Source organism: Hymenobacter siberiensis, from assembly GCF_018967865.2.
Taxonomy (GTDB): domain Bacteria; phylum Bacteroidota; class Bacteroidia; order Cytophagales; family Hymenobacteraceae; genus Hymenobacter; species Hymenobacter siberiensis.
In genome coordinates this window covers 3,167,079-3,188,639 of the sequence record NZ_JAHLZY020000001.1, presented here as the reverse complement: position 1 = coordinate 3,188,639, position 21,561 = coordinate 3,167,079, and the positions used below count along the sequence as shown (strand labels likewise).

Below are 21,561 nucleotides of genomic sequence, written 5' to 3'. Positions count from 1 at the left end.
ATCTTCTAGTAATAGAAGCAGCGTTTACGAAAAAGAAGTAAGAAAGAGCACACGGGGGATGCCTAGGGTCTCAGAGGCGACGAAGGACGCGATAAGCTGCGATAAGCTGGGGGTAGGGGCACATACCCGATAATCCTCAGATTTCCGAATGGGGCAACCCCTCACATGGAAGATGTGAGAGCTGACCAGCTTGACTGGCGGCGGCAAACGCAGGGAACTGAAACATCTAAGTACCTGCAGGAAAAGAAAATAACAATGATTCCCCAAGTAGTGGCGAGCGAACGGGGAGGAGCCCAAACCGGGTTGGTTACGGCCAATCCGGGGTTGTAGGACCACGACATCTGATTGAATCGAGTTAGCTGAAGCCGTTGGGAAACGGCACCATAGACGGTGAGAGTCCGGTAAGCGACAATTCTGATTCACGGTAGTGGGATCCTGAGTAGGGCGGGGCCGGAGAAACCCCGTCTGAATCGAGCGGCACCATCCGCTAAGGCTACATACTCCTGAGACACCGATAGTGAACTAGTACCGTGAGGGAAAGGTGAAAAGAACCGGGAATACCGGAGTGAAAAGAACCTGAAACCGTGTGCTTACAAGCAGTTAGAGGGATTTAGTGTCCTGATAGCGTGCCTTTTGCATAATGAGCCTACGAGTTACTCCTCCCCGGCAAGGTTAAGCGCTTTAAGGCGCGGAGCCGCAGCGAAAGCGAGTCTGAATAGGGCGTGCAGTCGGGGGGGGTAGACGCGAAACTTTGTGAGCTACCCTTGAGCAGGTTGAAGGTGCGGTAACACGCACTGGAGGACCGAACCAGTTTCCGTTGAAAAGGATTTGGATGACTTGAGGGTAGGGGTGAAAGGCCAATCAAACTGAGAAATAGCTCGTACTCCCGAAATGTATTGAGGTACAGCGTCGTGGTTGAGGTCATTGGAGGTAGAGCTACCAATAGGACTAGGGGGTGTCAGAGCCTACCGAATCCTGATGAACTCCGAATGCCAATGGCTATACACGGCAGTGAGGCCTGGGGTGCTAAGGTCCCCGGCCGAGAGGGAAAGAACCCAGACCAACAGCTAAGGTCCCTAAATCTAGATTAAGTTGAACAAAGGAGGTCCACTTGCTTTGACAGCCAGGAGGTTGGCTTGGAAGCAGCCATTCCTTTAAAGAGTGCGTAACAGCTCACTGGTCGAGCGAGCGGGCGTCGATAATACGCGGGCATCAAATCTAGTACCGAAGCTTTGGATGTGATGTGCAAGACCATCACGTGGTAGGGAGCATTCTCCTTGCGGTGAAGGCGTGTCGTCAGGCATGTTGGAGCGTGGAGAAAAGCATATGTAGGCATGAGTAACGATAATGCGGGTGAGAAACCCGCACGCCGATAGACTAAGGTTTCCAATTCAACGCTAATCGGAATTGGGTTAGTCGGGACCTAAGGGGAAGCCGAAAGGTGCACTCGATGGACAGCAGGTTAATATTCCTGTACTAATGGTAGCAAGTGATGCAGTGACGCAGAAGTGAAAGCACCGCGGGCGGACGGAAGTGCCCGTTGAAGGCCGTAGGTATTGGGACCGTAGTTAAGTACGCGGACCTAGCCGAAAGCTGATAGTACCGTACGACCTTCGGGTCACGCGGATAGTGTGCCTAATCGGACTGCCAAGAAAACCTGCTAAGCGTTTTAATGCTATTATTACCCGTACCGCAAACCGACACAGGTAGTCAAGGAGAGTATCCTGAGGCGCTCGAGTGAATCACGGCCAAGGAACTCGGCAAAATGGACCTGTAACTTCGGGAGAAGGGTCGCTTCCTCGTTGCAAGACGAGAAGCCGCAGTGAAAAGGCCCAGGCGACTGTTTAACAAAACACATGACTTTGCTAACGCGCAAGCGGACGTATAAGGTCTGACACCTGCCCGGTGCCGGAAGGTTAAGAGGGAACTTAGTCGCAAGGCGAAGGTTTGAATCGAAGCCCCGGTAAACGGCGGCCGTAACTATAACGGTCCTAAGGTAGCGAAATTCCTTGTCGGGTAAGTTCCGACCTGCACGAATGGTGTAACGATCTGGGCGCTGTCTCAGCCGTGAGCTCGGTGAAATTGTAGTCTCGGTGAAGATGCCGAGTACCCGCCACGGGACGGAAAGACCCCGTGCACCTTTACTATAGGTTGCCATTGGTGTTGGGTTCGGCATGTGTAGCATAGGCGGGAGGCGCTGAGCCGGGGACGCTAGTTCTCGGGGAGCCAACGTTGAAATACCGCCCTTGCCGTGCCTGATGCCTAATCCCGGAATACCGGGAGACAGTGGCTGCTGGGTAGTTTGACTGGGGTGGTCGCCTCCAAAAGAGTATCGGAGGCTTTCAAAGGTCCACTCAGTACGCTTGGTAACCGTACGCAGAGCGCAATAGCATAAGTGGGCTTGACTGTGAGGCCGACTAGCCGAGCAGGGTCGAAAGACGGATATAGTGATCCGGTGGTTCCGCATGGAAGGGCCATCGCTCAAAGGATAAAAGGTACGCCGGGGATAACAGGCTGATCTCCCCCAAGAGCTCATATCGACGGGGAGGTTTGGCACCTCGATGTCGGCTCGTCACGTCCTGGGGCTGGAGAAGGTCCCAAGGGTTCGGCTGTTCGCCGATTAAAGTGGCACGCGAGCTGGGTTCAGAACGTCGTGAGACAGTTCGGTCCCTATCTGTGGTGGGCGTTGGAAATTTGACAGGACCTGTCCTTAGTACGAGAGGACCGGGATGGACCAGCCGCTGGTGCGCCGGTTGTACCGCCAGGTGCAGCGCCGGGTAGCTACGCTGGGACGAGATAAGCGCTGAAAGCATCTAAGTGCGAAACTCACCTGGAGATGAGATTTCCCAATGGAAGGCCCGTCGGAGATGACGACGTTGATAGGCGGCAGGTGAAAAACTAGAAATAGAATAGCTGAGCCGTACTAAGTGGCCGAGGGCTTCTTTTCATCCGCAAGGATGGCGTCGAGCGCGCACAATACGTTTCGTTTTTGTCCCCTTATGTCGAGTTATTGAGGAGTGTGTTCCTGCGCAAGCAGGGTAATAGAACACGCACACTCCCCGCCAGCAATGGTGGCTTTAGCCCGGGTGTTCACCTCTTCCCATTCCGAACAGAGTCGTTAAGCCCCGGTGCGCCTATGGTACTGCCTTCACCGGTGGGAGAGTCGGTCGCCGCCAACCTTACAACAGGAAATCCTCTTGGATGCTTTCACCAGCAACCAAGAGGATTTTTGCTGTCTGCCCCGTACTTGGTTCTCATGTATGCTTTTTGAGTTAAATTGTCATATTTGTAAATCGTCGCTGGCTACTTATCAACCTGCTGTAATAATTTCTTCTCCAACAGATGCGCTTGTTATATCCTTGGTTTTTGTTGGGCTTGTTCGCTGTTGCGGTACCCGTTGTTATACACCTATTGCAGTTGAGGCGGCCGCGGCGAGTGCTGTTTACTAACACAGCCGTGATTAGACAGGTCGAACTTTTATCGACACGTCATCGGAAGGTGCAACAATGGCTTATTTTGCTCGCTCGGGTGGCAGCGGTGGCAGCTTTGGTGCTCGTTTTTTGTCAGCCGTTTATTCCGGCTATGGATGAGAGGAGTATTAGCGGAGTTGATGTGGTGGTAGATAACTCTTTTAGTATGCAATTGTCTGATGCTGAATCTGGCTCATTGTTGGATAAAGCTGTGGGTGAAGCTCGGCGGATAGGCAATGAAGCAGGAAATCAGTTGCGACTATTGAATGCAGGACCGGGTTTATTATCTAAGGCTGCTTATGATAATAAGTTGGATGAACTTCGTCCTACTTCGAAAGCGGTTTTTGTTAATAAGTATGTTGTTGGGAATGGATTCGGAAGTGGTAGCTCGACCTACTTATTTTCCGACTTTCAGAAGACGGCATTTTCGGTTGGTATGCTTAATAAGCTGGCTACTGATGGAGAAATAATACTTGTGCCATTGAGTGGACGGGAAATGGGTAATATTTATGTAGATAGTATATGGGTTGATGATGCTTTTTTGCGGATGCACACTAACGTGGCGATGCATATTCGACTGCGGAATGGTGGACGGGCAGCGATTTCCGATTGTCCGGTAAAAGTGTTTTTGGGGAATCGGCAAGTGGCGGCGTTTCGGGTGACGGTGGGAGCGGGGCAGGCAGTGGCATCGGTTGTGCAGGTGCAACTTGCGGATGAACAACTGGCTTTGGGGCGGGTGGTTACTGAGGATGTGCCAGTGATGTTTGACAATACGTTCTACTTTACGTTGCGGCCGGCGGCGGTTATTCGTGTGCTGGAAATTGGGGGGGAACCGATGGCGCGCCAGGTATATGATAATGAGCCGCTGTTTAATTATAGCTTTTCCAAAGTGCAGAACATCGATTATGGGATGCTGAGACAGGCTAATCTGGTGTTGCTGAGTGAAGTGAATAGGCTGGATGCCGGTTTGCGCGATGCATTGCGAGGTGTAGTGAAGCGTGGTGGGAGTGTGGTATTGGTGCCGACGGCTCATACGACTGCACGGCAATCGTATGAGCAGCTGTTTCGGGATTTGGGACTGGGAACGGTGCAATGGGAAGATGCCAGGGCAACGCCAGAACTACGCGAAGTCACAATGCCTAATGTGAGGGAACCGTTCTTTAGAGATGTATTTGGGGCACAGTCACGGACGGTGACCATGCCACGGGTGGCACCCGTATTGCGGTGGTCGCGGACGGGAATGGACATTTTGCGATTGCGGGATGGGGAGAGCTATCTGGCAAATTTTACAAGTGGAGCAGGACAGGTGTATGTGTTTTCGGCACCATTTGCCAAGGAATATTCGGATTTTACTGCACAAGCTCTGTTTGTGCCGGTGATGTATAGAATGGCCATGCTCAGCTACAAAAGTGAGCAGCTGCCGGCATATAAGTTGACGCAAGAGGCGGTGAGCTTGCACCTGCCGGCCGTAGCTGGAAGGATGGGTGGGCCGGCAGATGCCACGAACTTGAAACTAGTGAAGGATAGTCTGACCTTGATTCCGGGGCAGCGGGTGGTGGGCCAGGAAGTCCGGTTGGATTTGCCGGTGGGCATGAATGAGGCGGGATTCTACCAGGTGCATCGGCAGGGTAAAGTGTTGACTACCTTGGCATTCAATCAAGACCGGCGCGAATCGGAACTAGCGGCGTATTCGGCAGAGGAGCTGCGGCAACTGGTGGGACCGAACCGGCCCAACGTGCGTGTAGTAGAGGCGGGAAATGCTGGTGCGGGCCTGGCAAAGTTTCGGGATGAGCGAACGGGTACTCCGCTGTGGCGGTACTTTTTGGCCTTGGCGCTGCTGGCGCTGTTGGCAGAAGCTTTGCTGGTGCGATTTGGCAAGCGGGCCACTGCTACACAGCGGATGGCGGTGGCTGGCTGATTGAGGGGCCGTAGCTGTAAAGCTCGGGCAATGGGGCTGCGGGCCGTATCTTGCCACTTTAATTTGCTGCGCGATTTATGGCTAATGCTTCTGAAAACCTAAACACGACCGCGCCCAACGAGGAAGCGGGGCTGGTGCTCCGGCTGGCGATGCGGTTTGGCGTAGGCGTGGGGCTGGCTTGTGCGCTGTGGATGGTTGGCTTGCAACTGGCGGGCAGCAATGGCTTTGGGCCAAAACAACTGCTGGCGCAGCTGCTGGTACCGTTGGCAGCCGTAGCGAGTGAATGGATGCTGCGGCGCAGACTACAGCCAAACCGGCCTGGCCTGGGCCGCTCGCTGGGCGTAGGAACCCTCACGGTGCTGATTGCAGCGCTGATTTCGGCAAGTAGTTTGGTTGGGCTGGCGCACGGGGCGGGTGAGCCGGCACTGGCCCGGCACCGGGCTGAGGTGCTGGAAATTGTGCGCGCTCAGCAGCGCGAAAACCCGAAGGCGCAGCTGAGTGAAAAGGCGCAGCAACAGCAGGTACGTAATGTAGCCAACCTGAACATTGGCGATATGGCCATCAGTAATTTTACGCAGGTGCTTTTGCTGGGCTTTGTGCTGGCAATTCCGGCGGGGATTTTTCTGCGGGAATAATTATTCCGGTTACCTTTCGGCTCATTCTAACCCAAAGACCAATGGAAACAAATGCTACTCCGGTAACTCCTACTTCGGTGGGCTTGCGCTACGGCCTGCTGACAGGGCTGGTGAGCGTCATCTTTTCGTTTATTCTGTTCGTTACCCACGCCGACCAGTCGCCGGCGCGGTGGCTGGGGCTGGTTGTACTGATTGGAGCCATGGTGATGGCACATAATACGTATAAGCAGGCCAATGGAGGCTTCATGAATTACTCGGAAGGGCTTGGAATTGGCGCGTTTATGAGCGGCGTTTCAGGGGTGATTTCGACGATGTTCAGCGTCGCATATATGAAGTTTATCGACCCGGAGTATATGAGCCGCATGACAGACACGGCCCGTGCTAACATGGAGGCAAAGGGTGGCATGACGGATGAGCAGATTGACCAAGGCATTGTGATGATGCAAAAATTTAGTACCACGGGCTGGATGGTGCTATTTGGTGTAGTGGGGTCGGTGCTGGGCGGGCTGCTGATTGCCCTTATTGTGTCGGCATTTACGAAACATTCCAAGCCTGAATTTGAATAAGTCGGATGCTTTTCCGGTGGAAATTTCCATCGTGATTCCCCTGCTGAACGAAGCAGAATCGTTGCCTGAACTCACGCGCTGGATTGCGCGGGTATTGGTAGCGCGCGGATTGACCTATGAGGTTATCCTGATTGATGATGGCTCGACGGATGATTCCTGGGCTGTGATTGAAGCATTGGCCGTGGACGATGCCACTTTGCGGGGCATTCGTTTCAACCGTAACTATGGCAAATCGGCGGCGTTGAACGTGGGGTTTGAGGCGGCGCGGGGGCGGGTGGTGTGCACCATGGACGCCGACCTGCAGGACTCGCCCGAAGAGTTGCCGGAACTGTACCGCATGATTACGGAGGATAAATTTGACCTGGTGAGCGGCTGGAAACAGAAGCGGTTCGACCCGCTGTCGAAAACAATTCCGACGAAATTATTTAACGGTGCTACGCGGTGGATTTCGGGTATTCAGCTGCACGATTTTAACTGTGGGCTGAAATCTTACGACTCGCGGGTGGTGAAGAGTATTGAGGTGTATGGCGAAATGCATCGCTACATTCCGGTGATTGCGAAATGGAACGGATTTCGCAAGATTGGCGAGAAGGTGGTGCAACACCAGGAGCGCAAATACGGCGTAACTAAATTCGGCCTGGAGCGCTTCATTTTCGGGTTTCTGGATTTGATGAGCATCACGTTTGTGGGGCGGTTTCGGCGGGCACCGATGCATTTTTTTGGTACGCTGGGAACGTTGTCTTTTTTGCTCGGCCTGCTGATTACGCTGTGGCTGACGGGCGAGAAGGTGTGGCTGTCGCTGCACAATCTGAAGGCGCGGCAGGTGACGGAACAGCCATTATTTTTTATGGCTTTGACGGCGGTAATTGTGGGTGTACTGCTATTTGTGGCAGGATTCCTGGGCGAAATGATTCAGCTGAACGGACCGAAACGCGATGATTACCTGGTACGGGAAAGACTGAAGTAATTCAGTTAACATTTATCAATTAACAGCTGTGTAATTAGCTGAATAAAAATTGTCGAATGTTAATTGATAAATGCTGGATAAAATGAAAGTTGTGATAATTGGGCCGGCTTACCCTTTGCGCGGCGGGTTGGCGACGTATAACGAGCGGCTGGCACGGGCATTTCGGGAGGCTGGCGATGAGGTGCGGATTGTGACGTTTTCGCTGCAATACCCGAATTTCTTATTTCCGGGCCAGACGCAATTCAGTACCGAGGCGGGACCGGCGGATTTGGATATTGAGGTCAGCTTGAACTCGGTGAACCCGCTGTCGTGGGTGCGGGTGGGACGGGAATTGCGGGCGGAGCGGCCAGATTTGGTGATTTTTCGGTTCTGGCTGCCCTTTATGGGGCCGGCGCTGGGCACGGTGGCGCGGCTGGTGCGTGGCAACGGGCACACTCGCGTAGTGGCCATCACCGACAACGTGATTCCGCATGAGAAGCGGCCGGGCGATGGGCCGCTGACCCGCTATTTCCTGAGCGCCTGCGATGGATTTGTGACCATGAGCCGCAGCGTGCTCAAGGACTTGCAGAACCTGGGCTTCGGGCGGAAGCCGGCGCTGTACCGGCCGCATCCACTGTACGATAATTTCGGGCCGCTGAAATTGAAAAGCGAGGCGTTGGCGGCGCTGAAACTGCCGGGTACGACGGGGTATCTGTTGTTTTTCGGGTTTATCCGAGCGTATAAGGGGCTGGATATTATGCTGGAGGCGATGGCAGATAAGCGAATTGCCGAATTGCCGATTAAATTAATTATTGCGGGCGAGTTTTACGAAGACGCCGCGCCGTATGAAGAATTAATCCGGCGCTATAAATTAGAAGACCGGATTATTCGGGCGACGGATTTTATTCCTAATGAAAAAGTGGTGGATTATTTCTGCGCCGCCGATTTAATTGTGCAGCCGTATAAAAATGCAACGCAAAGCGGGGTGTCGCAAATAGCGTATCATTTTGAGCGGCCCATGCTGGTGACGGATGTGGGCGGGCTGGCCGAATTAATTCCCGATGGCGTGGTGGGCTACGTGGTGCCGCCCACGCCCGGCGCAATTGCCGATGCGGTAGTGAATTTTTATGCGGAGAACCACGAAGCTGCCTTTGAGGTGGGCGTGCGGGAGCAGAAAAAGCAGTTTTCGTGGCCGCTGATGGTGGCGGCACTGAAGGAAGTGGCGTATTTGCGGTAAGCTCTGGCTTGCCGTATTGGAGTGGCAAGTACTGGGGCAGAAGTAACCGTATTCGAGTCGGGCCTGCTGGTCGGACCGGAGCATACGCTTACTTCTGCACTGGTACTTACGGTGAGCTAAAGCTTACCGCACGACGCTTTCGCGTACGGCTTGCAATACTTTTTCGGCCGGTAAGTCTTCCATGCAGCTGGTGCCCAACTGGCAGCTGCCCCGGTAGAAGCACACGCAGGCTTTGTTGGGCTGCACGATTTGGCCGCGGCCGTAAAGGTCGAATTCGTGGGGGTTGAAGATGTTGTTCATCAGAATGGTGGGCTTGCGCAGGGCGATGCTGATGTGCATGCCCATGGTTACCTGCGTCACGACGCCGTCCATCTGATTCATCAGGTTGATGAACTGGGGAAGGGGGAAAGTGCCGGGGTAGGCCGCGCCGGTGGCGGCGTGCAGCTCGCGGTTGCGGGTGTCTTCGGCCTCGCCGCCCAGCAAAACCGGGGTGTAGCCGGCGGCTTGCAGGTCGTGGATGAGCTCAATCCACTTGGCGGTGCTCCAGAGGCGGGTGGTCCAGCGGTCGCCGCAGCCGGTGTTTAGGCCGATGCGGGGGCGGGCGGCGGGCAGGGTGCTCCAGTCGTAGCCTCTGTCGTCGTGGGTGTCGAAAACGTATTCTTCGCCCCGGAAATCGAAGCCGCAGAGCTCGAAAATTTCCTGCACATAGGGTTTGGTATTGGCTTGGCTGATTTGGTCGAAGATGCCGGTGAGGTACTTGTGCTCGGCCAATTGGTTCACGGGCCAGGCCACGCCGTCGTGGGGGCGCAGGGCGTAGCCAAATTTCTCTTTGGCCTGGATGGTGTTGAGCAGGGCGCACGCTTCCTTCTCTTTGTCGAGGTTGATGACAACATCGAACTCGCGGGCCTGAAGCTGCAGGGCGCTGGCAAAATCGAACTTCAAAATCTCCTCAATCTCGGCTTGGGGCAGGATGGCGGGTGTGAGCGTGAGCCAGGTAATGGCGCAGCCGGGCCGTTCCTGGCGCAGGCGGCGCAGCAGCGGCGTGGTCCGGATAACGTCGCCGATGGCCCCAAGCTTGATGATGAGGATGCGCTGCGTGACGGGCGAATACACCGAGCAGCCTTCGCAGACGTAGCTGTGGGTTTTGTTGGGGCGGCAGGGCAGGTCGCCGCGAAAATGGCGGCAGTCGGGGTGAACAACGGTATCGGAGAGCTGGGGCACGGGGCGGGGAGCGGGTGAAGGAACAAAAATAGCAGGCAACCCCGCGTCCGCACGGTTTTATCGGGCTACATCGAACCGCCCGTTGGTAATGGTTTTCACCAGAGGGCTGCTTAGGCCGCCGGAATAATTGTACGCCGTGAACGAAAAGCTACCCGCAACTCGTACGGCAGTTAGGGTGCTAATGGTGACCGTGCCGGTACTGGCCAGATAGCTGACTGTAGCCGTGCCGCCGTGTACGATGTAATCGGCGGCCACCACGCTAGTGCTATTGATGGCAAAGCTACCCAACTGGGCGGGCATGCCCAGATGAAGGGTAGTTGTGTTGGGGGCGGTGTCCGTCGAGCCAATGATGTCTATGTGGTGCTGGCTGCCGCTACCTGCGGGGCCGGGTCGGTGGCGGCGGTACCGTCGGCGGTCCAGCTCATGCCGGTAGTGGCTTGCGGGTCGTCTTTTTTGGAGGAGCAGGCAGCCAAGGCGGCAACGGTGAGCACGGCAGCGGCTACGCGAAGAGGGTGCAATTGGGGATACCTCATGAAGCGAAAGAAATAGTCATAAGATTTACCGCCCCACGTAGCTATGCGGCGTGATGCCGCGCAGCTCCGCTTTCACGCTTTCGCTCACGTCCAGCCCATCGATAAAACCCCCGATGCTGGCGGCTGAAATGGCCTCGCCCGTGCGGGTGAGGGCTTTGAGCGCGTTGTAGGGGTCGGGGTAGGCTTCGCGGCGGAGGATGGTCTGGATGCCTTCGGCCACCACGGCCCAGTTGGCTTCGAGGTCTTTCTGTAGGGCCGACTCATCGAGGGCTAGCTTGCCCAGGCCGCGCTGCAAGGCCCCCAGCGCGATGAGGATGTGGCCGAGCGGCACGCCCAGGTTGCGCAGTACCGTGGAGTCGGTGAGGTCGCGCTGGAGGCGGGAGATGGGCAGCTTGGCGGCGAAGTGCTCCAGCAATGCGTTGGCCACGCCGAAGTTGCCCTCCGCATTCTCGAAGTCGATGGGGTTCACCTTATGCGGCATAGCCGAGGAGCCCACCTCGCCGGCCTTAATAGTTTGCTTGAAATAGCCGAGTGAGATGTACTGCCAAACGTCGCGGGCCAGGTCGAGCAATATCGTGTTCAGGCGTTTGAGGGCGTCGCAGTGGGCCGCGAGGTGGTCGTAGTGCTCAATTTGGGTGGTGGGGAAGGAGCGGCTGAGGCCCAGCCGGTCGTTCACGAAGGTGGCGGCGAAGGCATGCCAGTCGGTGCCGGGGTAGGCTACGTAGTGCGCGTTGAAGTTGCCGGTGGCTCCGCCAAACTTCGCCCCGAAGGGTATCTGGGCCAGTAGCGCGACCTGGGCATCGAGCCGGGCCACGAACACCTCAATCTCCTTGCCCAGCCGCGTGGGCGAGGCGGGCTGGCCGTGGGTGCGGGCCAGCATGGGCACGGCGGCCCACTCCTGAGCGCGGGCAGCCAGGACGTTGCGTACTTCAGCATAGGCTGGCAGCAGCACACTCATCAGCGCATCGCGGAAGCTGAGCGGGATGGCCGTGTTGTTGATGTCCTGCGACGTGAGGCCGAAGTGGATAAACTCGATAAAATTGCCCAGGCCGAGCCGGGTAAATTCCTCGCGCAGCCAGTATTCCACGGCTTTCACGTCGTGGTTCGTCACGGCCTCGTGGGCTTTGATGGCCTCCGCATTGGCTTCGGTGAAATTCTCGTAGAGGCTGCGCAACGGCGCGAAAGCCTCCGCTGGCACGCCCGCGAGCTGCGGCAGGGGCAACTCGGCCAGGGCGATGAAATATTCGACTTCGACCAGCACGCGGTAGCGTATCAGGGCCATTTCGGAGAAGCGCGGGGCCAGGGGGGCGGTGGCGCGGGCGTAGCGCCCATCGAGGGGCGAGAGGGCAGTGAGGGGGCTGGGCATAGAACAAAAGTACGGCCTGAATGAACGGGATAGAACGAAAAAAGAAGGGGAGTTGGCTACTCCGGGCTCCGCTTGCGTATTTCCTCTACTTTCGTTGTTCTTACCTTTGGCGTTGGCGAAGCCGACCACCTTACTGATTTCCGTGCGCATATCCCCCTCCACCAAACGTCTTATTATTGGCATTGCCAGCAGCCTGGTGGCGGTGCTGCTACTGGCTTTTGCTGTGTTTCAGTGGAAGCGCCAGCAGCTGCTGGAGTATGCCTTGAAAGAGGTTAAGGCCAAAGTTGAGCGCAAGTACCCGGTAATTCTCACGTTGGGGCCGGCCCGGTTCGTGGGCTTCAAAACCGTCGCAATACAGGGCATGAGCCTGGTGCCCCGGGCCACGCCCACCGATACGCTCCTGACGGCCAAGCGCCTGCAGGCCAGCCTGAGCGTGCGCTCGCTGTTTGCCGGCCGGCCGGTATTCAGCGGGCTCGAAATCATGACGGCCCGCCTCACGGCCCGCAAAACGGCCACTTCCGACAATTTCGGGTTCCTGGCCAAAAAGCAGCCGGTCAGCACCGTGCCGCGCGATACCACCAAGGGCACCAACTACGGCCTGCTGCTGAACCGCGCCCTCGAAGCAAGCTTTGATAACGTGCCCGGCGAGGCCGATTTCAAGAATTTCTACGTGAGCTACGTCAGTCCGCACCACACGGCGCTGCTGCGCCTGCCGGAGCTGCTTATTAAGGACGGTGATATTTCGGGTCGCCTCACGGCTACCATCGATTCGGTGTCGAACGAGCTGGGTATCAGCGGGCACATCGAGCCCAGCGACTATGCCCTCACGGCGCGGGTATTTGGGGTGGGCGGCTCGGTGCAGCTGCCCTACGTGCCCCGCCGCTTCGGCGCGCTGGTGAGCTTCGACACGGTGCAGGTGCGGCTCGACAGCAAGGATTTCGATAACGACGACACGGGCGGCCGCCTCACGGTGCGCGGCTCGCTGGCGGCGCGGGGCTTCAGCCTCTATCATCCCAAGCTAGCTTCCAATGAGATTGAGGTGAAGCGCGGCTCGCTGGATTTTGTGGCCACGCTGGGCCGCGGCACCATCGCGCTGGAAAAAGGCAGCCAGATTACGGTCAATAAGCTGGTGCTGTACCCCGAAATCAGCGTGCGGATGAAGCCCAGCCGCGCCGTGAGCATCCGCGTGACTTCGGCCGAAACCCAGGCCAACGACTTTTTCTCGTCGCTGCCCACCGGCATTTTCGACGAAGTGCGCGGCACCACCGGTACCGGCACGCTCACCTACCACCTCAACACCAGCCTCGACATGGCCCAGGTGGACAGCCTGAAGTTCGATTCGGGCCTGCAGGGTAATAATTTCCACCTCATCAGCTTCGGCGAGGAAGACCTGAATAAGCTGAACGCGGCCTTCCAGTACACGGCCTACAACGATAAGGGCGACTCGCTGCGCACCTTCGCCGTGGGCCCGCCCAACCCGGATTTCGTGCCCTACAACGACGTGTCGCCCTACCTCATCCACGCCATTACTACGGCCGAGGACCCGCGCTTTTTCTCGCACCGCGGCTTTATGGAGCAGGCGTTTGTGAAGTCGGCCATCCAGAACATTAAGGAGCGGCGCTTTGCGCGGGGCGGCAGCACCATTTCAATGCAGCTCGTGAAAAACGTGTTTCTGAGCCGCCAGAAAACGGTGGGCCGCAAGGCCGAAGAAGCGTTGATTGTGTGGCTGCTCGAAAACGCCCACCTTGCCAGCAAGCAGCGCATGTTTGAGGTGTACCTCAACATCATCGAGTGGGGTCCCAGCAAGTACCGCTGGCCCAGCGGCAAGCGCGGCGTGTACGGCGTGAAGGACGCGGCGCTGTTCTACTACGGCAAGCGGCCCGATGAGCTCAGCCTGCCCGAGAGCCTGTACCTGGCCAGTATCATTCCCAAGCCCAAGTACGCCCGGTACTCGTTTGATGCCTACGGCGACCTGCGCCGTAGCACGCGCTACTTCTTCCGCCTCATTGCCGATATCATGGCCACCCGGGGTCTTATTACCGGCAACGACCGCGAAAACCTGCCCTATTCGCTGCACCTCGGTGGTCCGGCCCGCCAGTATATGGCCTTCGCCGCCCGCCCCGATACCACCCGCGCCACCGTTCAGGCCGATTCGAGCCAGTTTGAGCCCCTCAACCTGATTGACCTGCTGAATACCGGCGTCACCCCCGATGCGGGCGTGAACACCAATGTGCCGGATGCCGAGCCGGCCAAAGCCCCGAAGTAGGGCGCATAATAAACAGAACGGCCGGCTGAGCGTAGGGAAGCCTGCCGTTCTGTTGCTCACTGCTCGTGCTTCGGCCACATCAGCGAGGCCACTACGCTCATCACCAGCAGCCCGCCTACTACGCCCAGCGCCACGGGCATGGGAATGGTTATTACGCTTTCGAGCAGAATCTTGGCCCCGATGAATACCAGAATCAGCGACAGGCCGTAGTGCAGGTGGTGAAACAGGCGCATCATGCTGGCCAGCGCGAAGTACATGGCGCGCAGCCCCAGCAGGGCAAACACGTTGGACGTGAAGACGATGAACGTGTTGCGCGTGATGGCTAAGATGGCCGGGATGGAATCGGCCGCGAACACCACGTCGGTGGTTTCTACCATCACCAGCACTATGAAAAGGGGCGTGGCAAAGCGCAGGCCATTCTTTCGGACAAAGAATTTGCCGCCTTCCAGCTGCCGTGTGATGGGCAGGTGGCGGCTCAGGAAGCGGACCACGGGGTTGTTTTCGGGGTCGATTTCGGGGTCGCTGCTGCTCCTGCCCATCCGGATGCCCGTGTACACGAGGAACGCGCCGAGCGGGTACATCAGGAAATGGAACCGGGCCAGCAGCGCCGCCCCGGCCAGAATGAACACCGCCCGCAGCAGCAGCGCCCCTAGCACCCCCCAGAACAGGATGCGGTGCTGGTATTGCACCGGAACCTTAAAGTAGTTGAAAATGAGCAGGAAAACGAAGAGGTTGTCCACACTCAGGGCCTTTTCCACGAGGTAGCCCGTGAGCCATTGCAGGCCCGCCTGGTGGCCCATGGTGCGGTACACCAGCAGGTTGAAGCTCAGTGACAGGACTACCCAGAACGCGCTCCAGCCCAGGGCTTCGCGCATCTTTATCTCGTGTGCCTGGCGGTTGAAAACCAACAGGTCGAGCAACAGCAGTGCTACCACGAATACCGTGAAGGCCAACCAGAACAGGGGCGTATTTCCCATGCGTATGGTAAGATACGCCGGGGCGGGTGGCTGGTTGGCGCCAGGGCGGCCGGCCGGGTAAAAGGCTTGCCCTTAGCGGGTGCCCACCCGCTTTAGCGGGTGCAGCCAGCTGCTGATTTTCATCTGCAACACGCCGAAGAAGGCTTCCTGCACAATGCCCTTCGACATCTTGGAGGTGCCCCGGGTGCGGTCGGTGAAGATGATGGGCACTTCCTTGATGCGGAAGCCCAGCTGGTAGGCCAGCCACTTCATCTCAATCTGGAAGGCGTAGCCTACGAAGTGAATGTTGGCCAGGTCGATAGCCCGCAGTACCCGCGCCGTGTAGCACTTAAAGCCTGCCGTGGCATCGCTGATGGGCATGCCGGTTATCAGGCGCACGTACCAGGAGGCGAAGTACGACATCAGCACCCGCGACATGGGCCAGTTCACCACGTTCACGCCCTGAATGTAGCGCGAGCCAATGGCCATATCGTGGCCCTCTATGGCGCAGGTGTCGTGCAGGCGGAGCAGGTCCTCGGGGTTGTGCGAGAAGTCGGCATCCATCTCAAAAATATACTCGTAGCCATGGGCCAGGGCCCAGTGGAAGCCGTGCAGATAGGCCGTGCCCAGGCCCTGCTTGCCGCCGCGCACCTCCAGAAACAGACGGCCCGGAAACACGATTTGCAGCCCGCGTACGATGGCGGCCGTGCCATCGGGCGAGTTATCATCGACAATGAGCACATCGAAAGCCCGTGGCAACGACATCACCTTGCGGATAATCAGCTCCACATTTTCGTGCTCGTTGTAGGTAGGAATCAGGACGAGGCCTTCGCTCATGGAATTCAAATTGACCCCAAAGATAGGGTTTAGAGGCCCGAAGCTGCATGGCCGCAACGGCTACTCGCTACGATTAGGCTTGCCACCGCAGGCAAATAGGCCGGTGGGTGACAGCCGCCGGGCTAAAACAGGTTAATGTTCAGCCGCTAAAAGTGCCGCCCGCACCCGCGCCTGGCGAATGCAGTCTGGCACGCTCACGCCCACGCGCCAGTTGGCTACGGCCACGATGTGTTCGGCTTCGAGGGCGTCGGCGGCGCGGTGGGCGTCGATGATGCGCGCATCGAACTGCGGGATGCTGCGCGGCCACGCATAGCGCCCCTGCCAGTGCGGCGCGCCCGTGATGCCGTAAAACCTGCTCAGCTCGGCGTGGACGGCGGTTTTTTGGGCTTCCTCGGGCTGATTGGCGGCGGCTTCGTACTGCGCGCCGCCCACGAAGGTGGTGAAGAGCACCTGGCCGGCCGGCATCCGCTGCGGGTAGATGCTGCTGGTCCAGATGGAACCGGCGGCGTAGGGGCCCTCTACTTTGGGGTGCAGCGCCCCAAAGCCGTTGAGCGGGTGCGCCACGGCGGCGCGGTCGTAGGCCGAGAACACGGCCGTCATGGGCGGGTAGTGGACGGCGGCCAGCGCAGCGGCGGCCTGCGGAAACAACGATTCCAGCAGCGGCGCGGCGGCGTAGGTGGGCAGCGCCAGGGCCAGATGGGTGTAGCCGGGCGCGGCCTCCAGGCCCTGCGGCCCCTTCAGCTCCAACTGGTAGGTGCCATCGGCGGCGCGCGAAATGGCCGTGACGGCTGTGTCTGGTTGGTAGTTGGTGAGCTTGGCCGCCAGGGTATCGGGAATGGTTTGGATGCCGTTTTTGAGGGTGATGATGCGGCGGCGGCCCGCGCCTTTGCCGCCCTTCATCAGCCCGCGCAGCACCGAGCCGTGCTGTTGCTCCAGGGCCGTGAGCTGGGGGAAGGTTTTGTTGATGAGCAGCTGCTCGGGGTCGCCGGCGTAGATGCCGGCCATGAAGGGGTTCACGGCGTAGTCCAGGATTTCGGGGCCAAAGCGGCGGCGAAAAAAGTGGGCCACGGTTTCCTGCTCATCAATGGGGGCGGCGGGCTGGCGGAATTCTTTCAGGAGCTGCCACTTGGCTTTCAGGCTGAAAAAGCCGTTGGTGAGCAGGGTCGGGGGCGAGCCGGGCAGCACCTGGTAGCGGCCGTCGCGCAGCACGTAGCGCTGCTGGCTCACGGCGGCGGCGTCCTCAATCTGGTCGGTGAGGTTGAGGTCGGCGAGCAGTTCTTCCAGCTCGGGGCTTAGTTGAAGGGAATTGGGGCCGGTTTCGAGCAGGTAGCCTTCGGGGGTGGCCCAGCTGCGCAGGTTGCCGCCGGGGCGAGCGTCGGCCTCGAAGAGGTCGTAGGTCACGCCGGCTTTTTGCAGGTACCAGGCGAGGGTGAGGCCGCTGATGCCGCCGCCGATGATGGCAATTTTCATAAAGTCGTTGCGCAAATGAGCATGTAAAGTTAGCTTCGCTGTCCTTCGGGTTGCCCGTAGCTTTGCTGCAATGACAACAAAAAACAAAGCCGTTTTTCTGGACCGCGACGGCGTGCTGAACAAGGAAATGGGTGCCTACGTCTGGGAGCCCGAAAAATTCATCATCTGCCCCGGCGTGCCCGAAAGCTTGGCCCGTCTCAAAGCCGCTGGCTACCACCTCATAGTAGTCACCAACCAGGCCGGAATCGCTAAAAAGCTTTACACCGCCACCGAAGTCCGCGCCTGCCACGCCAAGCTGCAAGCCGCCTGCGGCGGCATCATCGACGCGCTGTATTTCAGCGACGCGCACCCCAGTGTAAGCGAATCCATCCTGCGCAAGCCTGGCTCGGCCATGCTGGAAAAGGCCGTGGCGCGGTTTAAACTTGATGTGGCGCAGTGCTGGATAGTGGGCGACCGACTGCGTGATATGCAGGCTGGGGCCAACATCGGCGTGCGCGGGGTACTGGTAGGGGAGCAGGAAAACGCGGAAGGGTTTGCGCCACACGTTGCCGACCTGCGGGCGGCCACGTCAGTTATCTTAGGACAATGAGCAAGGAAGAAAAGCCGGGTTGGATAGCCAAAAACCGCAATACCGTGTTCTTGATGGTATGCGTCATCATCGGGCAGCTGATTTTTTATTTTAACACCACCGCCAACAGCAAGCGCGAAATTGAACGCTACAAAGCCCTGCAGCTAGCCGGCCGCGTAGATAAAATCCTGTCTAATTCCCGGGGCATTCAAAAGGTGAAGCTGGCTACCGGCGAAACCCAGGCGCTGGGCCTGACGGCTGCCGGGCAGCAATACATTCATGTCGGCGATTCGGTGGTGAAGACGGCGGGCAGCGACAGTATCACCTTGTACCGTCGGTTTCCGGCTTATACCGAGGTGTCGGTTTTCGGGCCGAACGCGGCCGATGACACGGGGCTTATCAGGCGGTACCAAATCAAAAAGCCATAGAAGATTCTTTCAACGTCATGCCGAGCGCAGGCGAGGCATCTTGCTCGGGGTAGTAATCAAGGCCATCAGACGATTGAGTTACTGATGCACGCGAGATGCCTCGGCTGCGTTCGGCATGACGTAATAAAAAAGGCCGGCTTCCCACGCGGGAAGCCGGCCTTTTTACCTCAAATTCAAAAGCACTACTGGCGCGCCGCGGGCGTAGCCGTGCTGGCCGTGATGGCCGTGATGGGCGAGGAAACGCGGTTGGCTTCCTTGGTGCTGCTGTAGGCGGGGCACTTCTGGCGGTTGCAGGCGCCCAGGGAGAGGGCCGCAAAGCCGGCGGCGAGCAGAACGTACTTTTTCATAATAATATAAAAACAGGTGAGGGGTTGCGGGGTTGGGCTTCAAAGATAAGCAGCCAGCCTAATATATCGCTGCAATTCCCTAACGCCAAAATTGAATTATTCGTACCCGAGGATGCGCATCATGCTGCTGGCTTCCTGCTGGGGCGCAAACACGATATCGGTGAGGGTGCCATCGGCGGCGCGGTCGAGGATGATGTGCTGGGGGGCGGGGATGAGGCAGTGCTTGATGCCGCCGTAGCCGCTGAGGCTCTCCTGATACGCGCCGGTGTGGAAGAAGCCGACGTAGAGCGGCTGCGCATCGGCGGGCTTGCGTTCGGGCAGGAAAGTCTGGTAGATGTGCTTCTCGGAGTTGTAGTAGTCCTGCGAGTCGCAGGTGAGGCCGCCGAGCTGAATTTTCTTGTAAGACTTCTCCCAGCCGTTGAGGGCCAGCATGATGAAGCGCTGGTTGAGGGCCCAGGTGTCGGGTAGGTTGGTGATGAACGAGCCGTCAATCATGTACCAGAGCTCCTTGTCGTTCTGCAGTTTCTCGTCGAGAATGCTGTAAATCGTGGCCCCGCTTTCGCCCACCGTGAATATGCCGAACTCGGTGAAAATGTTGGGCTCGGGCACGCCTTCCTGGGCGCAGATGCGCTGGATGGTGCGCAGGATTTCAGCCACCATGTAGGGGTAGTCGTAGTCGGGCTGGATGCTGGTTTGGATGGGCAGGCCGCCGCCGATGTCGATGGAATTGAGGGTGGGGCACACCTTGCGCAGCTCGCAGTACTTGTGCACGAAGCGGCTCAGTTCGGACCAGTAATAGGACGTGTCCTTGATGCCCGTGCTGATGAAGTAGTGCAGCATGGTGAGCGTGAAGCGTGGGTCGTCCTTGATGCGCTGCTCGTAGATGGGGATGGCGTCGGCGTAGCGGATGCCCAGGCGCGAGGTGTAGAACTGGAAGCGCGGCTCTTCGTCGGAGGCCAGGCGCATGCCCAGGTTCACGTTTTCGCGCACGTGGTCGTGGTAGTATTCGATTTCGTTGGGCGAATCGATGATGGGCATGCAGTTCACGAACCCGTCGTTAATCAGGTCGGCGATTTCCTTCTTGTAGGCCTCGGGCTTGAAGCCGTTGCAGATGATGTGCTTCTGCTTGTCGACCTTGCCCTGGGCGTGCAGGTTGCGGATGATGCTGATGTCGAACCACGACGAGGTTTCGAGGTCAACGTCGTTTTTCAACGCCTCTTCTAGTACGAAGCGGAAGTGCGACGACTTGGTGCAGTAGGCGTAGGAATAGGTGCCGGTGTAGCCGGTTTCGGCGATGCCGTCGGCAAACCATTGCTTGGCCCGCTGAATCTGGGAGGTGATTTTGGGTAGGTAGGTGAGGCGCATCGGGGTACCGTACTTTTCCACGAGGGCCATCAGGTCGATATCGTGGAAGCGCAGCTTGTGGTCCTGAACGGTAAAGTCGGCCGTGGGAAAATCGAAGGTTTGAGAGATGAGGTCGTGGTACGTATCCATTCGGGTTTTGAAAACGGCGAAAAAGCCCGACCTTTGCGGCGGGCCGTACAAAAGTACCGCCGGGGTCAGGATAACGGCTGGGAACCGATTGTTGTTCTCCCGCTACCCGGCCTCGCATCGTGACGATGGAATATTAGCGACTTGGCTACGGCAGATTCTTCTGCCGCAAGGCAGCGTTTTAATTAATTTTGAATTAAGAATTAACAATTAAGAATTAGCAGTTGCTGCCCTGGGTGCTCTCCTAATTTTTAATTCTTGATTGTTAATTCTTAATTCAAAAAACGGTGCCGCCAACCTGCTTACTCAAATTCCCACCCTCCGATGAAACGCATTAAATTACTGGAAGTCCGCTCCGAGCTGGGGGCGGGTACCCGCGGGGCCGGCATGGGCCCCGACGCCCTGCGCGTGGCCTGCCTCAACAAAGGTTCTGACTATTTCCGGCGCTTCAATACAGTGGTGCTGCCCGATTTGAACCAGGTGCTGTTCGAGAAAAACCAGTTCCCGTTCGCCAAGCACATTGACGCCATTTATACCGTGCAGAAGGGCATTGCCGCCGCCGTGGAGCAAACGCTGCGCTTCGGCGAGTTTCCGCTGGTGCTGGCCGGCGACCACAGCAGCGCCAACGCCACCATTGCCGGCATCAAGGCTGCGTACCCGACCAAAACGCTCGGCGTGGTCTGGATTGATGCCCACGCCGACCTGCACTCGCCCTATACCACGCCCAGCGGTAACGTGCACGGCATGCCCCTGGCCGCCGCCCTGGGCATGGATAACCTGGCCCACCAGCGCAACATCCCCGACGCGGAAACGGTCTTCTTCTGGCGGCGGCTGCAAAACCTGGGCGAGCCCGGCCCCAAACTCAAGCCCGAGCACCTGGTGTACGTGGTGGTGCGCGACACCGAGGAGCAGGAAGAAGCCCTCATCGAAGAGCTGGGCATCAAGTGGATTCGGCTGCCCGAAATAAAGGAAAAAGGCTCGCGCCGTCTCACCCGCGAGATTTACGAGCACCTGCGCTTCTGCGACATGGTGTACATTTCCTTCGATGTGGATAGCCTCGATTCGAGCTTCAGCATGGGCACCGGCACGCCTGTGGAGGACGGTCTCTACCTCTCCGAAGCCGAAAACCTCTGCCAGGACCTGCTGGAAAACGAGCGGGTGGTGTGCTTCGAGATGGTCGAAATTAACCCTACGCTGGACAATGGGAATACGATGGCGAAGAATGCCTTCAACATCCTGGAAAAAGCCACTGCCGCGATTGAGCGCCGGCTGCGGCTGGATGAGGTGGTGAGCCGGTAACGGATTG

18 protein-coding genes and 2 rRNA genes are annotated in these 21,561 nt (G+C 57.9%); 11 read left to right on the top strand and 9 right to left on the bottom strand.

Annotation, left to right across the window (positions count from 1 at the left end; all coding sequences use genetic code 11):
• The first annotated feature begins 31 nt into the window (after window positions 1-31).
• The 7 genes from KQ659_RS14225 to KQ659_RS14195 all read left to right on the top strand — a co-directional run bounded on the left by KQ659_RS14225 (window position 32) and on the right by KQ659_RS14195 (window position 8,772).
• Window positions 32-2,947, top strand: a 23S ribosomal RNA gene (locus KQ659_RS14225).
• Between the two features lie 120 nt (window positions 2,948-3,067).
• Window positions 3,068-3,179 (top strand): 5S ribosomal RNA (rrf, locus tag KQ659_RS14220).
• Window positions 3,180-3,342: 163 nt separating this feature from the next.
• Complete coding sequence (locus tag KQ659_RS14215) at window positions 3,343-5,388, top strand: BatA domain-containing protein (protein WP_216688359.1); 2,046 nt, start codon at window positions 3,343-3,345, stop codon at window positions 5,386-5,388.
• Window positions 5,389-5,465: 77 nt separating this feature from the next.
• Window positions 5,466-6,023, top strand: a complete 558-nt coding sequence (locus KQ659_RS14210; RefSeq protein ID WP_216686306.1) for a DUF4199 domain-containing protein — start codon at window positions 5,466-5,468, stop codon at window positions 6,021-6,023.
• 41 nt (window positions 6,024-6,064) lie between these two features.
• Window positions 6,065-6,589 carry a DUF4199 domain-containing protein gene (locus KQ659_RS14205; RefSeq protein WP_216680454.1) on the top strand — a complete coding sequence of 175 codons (525 nt, stop codon included), beginning with the start codon at window positions 6,065-6,067 and terminating at the stop codon, window positions 6,587-6,589.
• A gap of 16 nt (window positions 6,590-6,605) precedes the next feature.
• Window positions 6,606-7,556 (top strand): glycosyltransferase family 2 protein, encoded by a 951-nt coding sequence (locus KQ659_RS14200; RefSeq protein ID WP_168675275.1) that lies wholly within the window; start codon window positions 6,606-6,608, stop codon window positions 7,554-7,556.
• A gap of 82 nt (window positions 7,557-7,638) precedes the next feature.
• Window positions 7,639-8,772, top strand: a complete 1,134-nt coding sequence (locus KQ659_RS14195) for a glycosyltransferase (RefSeq protein WP_216686307.1) — start codon at window positions 7,639-7,641, stop codon at window positions 8,770-8,772.
• 123 nt (window positions 8,773-8,895) lie between these two features.
• Here KQ659_RS14195 and KQ659_RS14190 read toward each other — a convergent pair whose 3' ends face one another.
• The 4 genes from KQ659_RS14190 to purB are packed head-to-tail and all read right to left on the bottom strand — an operon-like array spanning window position 8,896 to window position 11,892.
• On the bottom strand, window positions 8,896-9,993 hold the full coding sequence (locus tag KQ659_RS14190; protein WP_216686308.1) for a glycosyltransferase family 9 protein: 1,098 nt from the start codon (window positions 9,991-9,993) through the stop codon (window positions 8,896-8,898).
• 57 nt (window positions 9,994-10,050) lie between these two features.
• Window positions 10,051-10,293: a hypothetical protein gene (locus KQ659_RS14185; protein WP_216686309.1), complete on the bottom strand. Its 243-nt coding sequence runs from the start codon at window positions 10,291-10,293 to the stop codon at window positions 10,051-10,053.
• A 53-nt stretch (window positions 10,294-10,346) separates the two neighbouring features.
• Window positions 10,347-10,511, bottom strand: a complete 165-nt coding sequence (locus KQ659_RS14180; RefSeq protein WP_216686310.1) for a hypothetical protein — start codon at window positions 10,509-10,511, stop codon at window positions 10,347-10,349.
• Window positions 10,512-10,551: 40 nt separating this feature from the next.
• Window positions 10,552-11,892: an adenylosuccinate lyase gene (purB, locus tag KQ659_RS14175; RefSeq protein WP_216686311.1), complete on the bottom strand. Its 1,341-nt coding sequence runs from the start codon at window positions 11,890-11,892 to the stop codon at window positions 10,552-10,554.
• Window positions 11,893-12,034: 142 nt separating this feature from the next.
• Between purB and KQ659_RS21865 the strand changes: the two genes are divergently transcribed.
• Window positions 12,035-14,158 carry a transglycosylase domain-containing protein gene (locus KQ659_RS21865; RefSeq protein WP_216688360.1) on the top strand — a complete coding sequence of 708 codons (2,124 nt, stop codon included), beginning with the start codon at window positions 12,035-12,037 and terminating at the stop codon, window positions 14,156-14,158.
• A gap of 56 nt (window positions 14,159-14,214) precedes the next feature.
• On the opposite strand, the gene KQ659_RS14165 is transcribed toward KQ659_RS21865, so the two are convergent.
• The 3 genes from KQ659_RS14165 to hemG all read right to left on the bottom strand — a co-directional run bounded on the left by KQ659_RS14165 (window position 14,215) and on the right by hemG (window position 17,421).
• The gene (locus KQ659_RS14165; RefSeq protein WP_216688361.1) at window positions 14,215-15,135 is read right to left on the bottom strand and encodes a TerC family protein; all 921 of its coding nucleotides are present in this window, start codon (window positions 15,133-15,135) and stop codon (window positions 14,215-14,217) included.
• A gap of 72 nt (window positions 15,136-15,207) precedes the next feature.
• Window positions 15,208-15,951 carry a polyprenol monophosphomannose synthase gene (locus tag KQ659_RS14160; protein WP_216680463.1) on the bottom strand — a complete coding sequence of 248 codons (744 nt, stop codon included), beginning with the start codon at window positions 15,949-15,951 and terminating at the stop codon, window positions 15,208-15,210.
• A gap of 132 nt (window positions 15,952-16,083) precedes the next feature.
• Window positions 16,084-17,421, bottom strand: coding sequence for a protoporphyrinogen oxidase (hemG, locus tag KQ659_RS14155; RefSeq protein ID WP_216680464.1), 1,338 nt, complete (start codon window positions 17,419-17,421; stop codon window positions 16,084-16,086).
• A gap of 70 nt (window positions 17,422-17,491) precedes the next feature.
• Between hemG and KQ659_RS14150 the strand changes: the two genes are divergently transcribed.
• Together KQ659_RS14150 and KQ659_RS14145 are read left to right on the top strand one after the other, a co-directional pair.
• A complete protein-coding gene (locus KQ659_RS14150) occupies window positions 17,492-18,010 on the top strand; it encodes a D-glycero-alpha-D-manno-heptose-1,7-bisphosphate 7-phosphatase (RefSeq protein WP_216688362.1) in 519 nt (172 codons plus the stop codon).
• The gene (locus tag KQ659_RS14145; RefSeq protein WP_216680466.1) at window positions 18,007-18,417 is read left to right on the top strand and encodes a hypothetical protein; all 411 of its coding nucleotides are present in this window, start codon (window positions 18,007-18,009) and stop codon (window positions 18,415-18,417) included. The genes KQ659_RS14150 and KQ659_RS14145 overlap by 4 nt, the downstream gene beginning before the upstream one ends.
• A gap of 182 nt (window positions 18,418-18,599) precedes the next feature.
• Here KQ659_RS14145 and KQ659_RS14140 read toward each other — a convergent pair whose 3' ends face one another.
• Together KQ659_RS14140 and KQ659_RS14135 are read right to left on the bottom strand one after the other, a co-directional pair.
• Window positions 18,600-18,764 (bottom strand): hypothetical protein, encoded by a 165-nt coding sequence (locus KQ659_RS14140; RefSeq protein WP_216680467.1) that lies wholly within the window; start codon window positions 18,762-18,764, stop codon window positions 18,600-18,602.
• Between the two features lie 96 nt (window positions 18,765-18,860).
• On the bottom strand, window positions 18,861-20,258 hold the full coding sequence (locus tag KQ659_RS14135) for a type III PLP-dependent enzyme domain-containing protein (protein WP_216680468.1): 1,398 nt from the start codon (window positions 20,256-20,258) through the stop codon (window positions 18,861-18,863).
• Between the two features lie 321 nt (window positions 20,259-20,579).
• On the opposite strand from KQ659_RS14135, the gene KQ659_RS14130 reads away from it, so the two are divergent.
• Window positions 20,580-21,554: an arginase gene (locus KQ659_RS14130; RefSeq protein ID WP_216688363.1), complete on the top strand. Its 975-nt coding sequence runs from the start codon at window positions 20,580-20,582 to the stop codon at window positions 21,552-21,554.
• The last annotated feature ends 7 nt before the right edge of the window (window positions 21,555-21,561 follow it).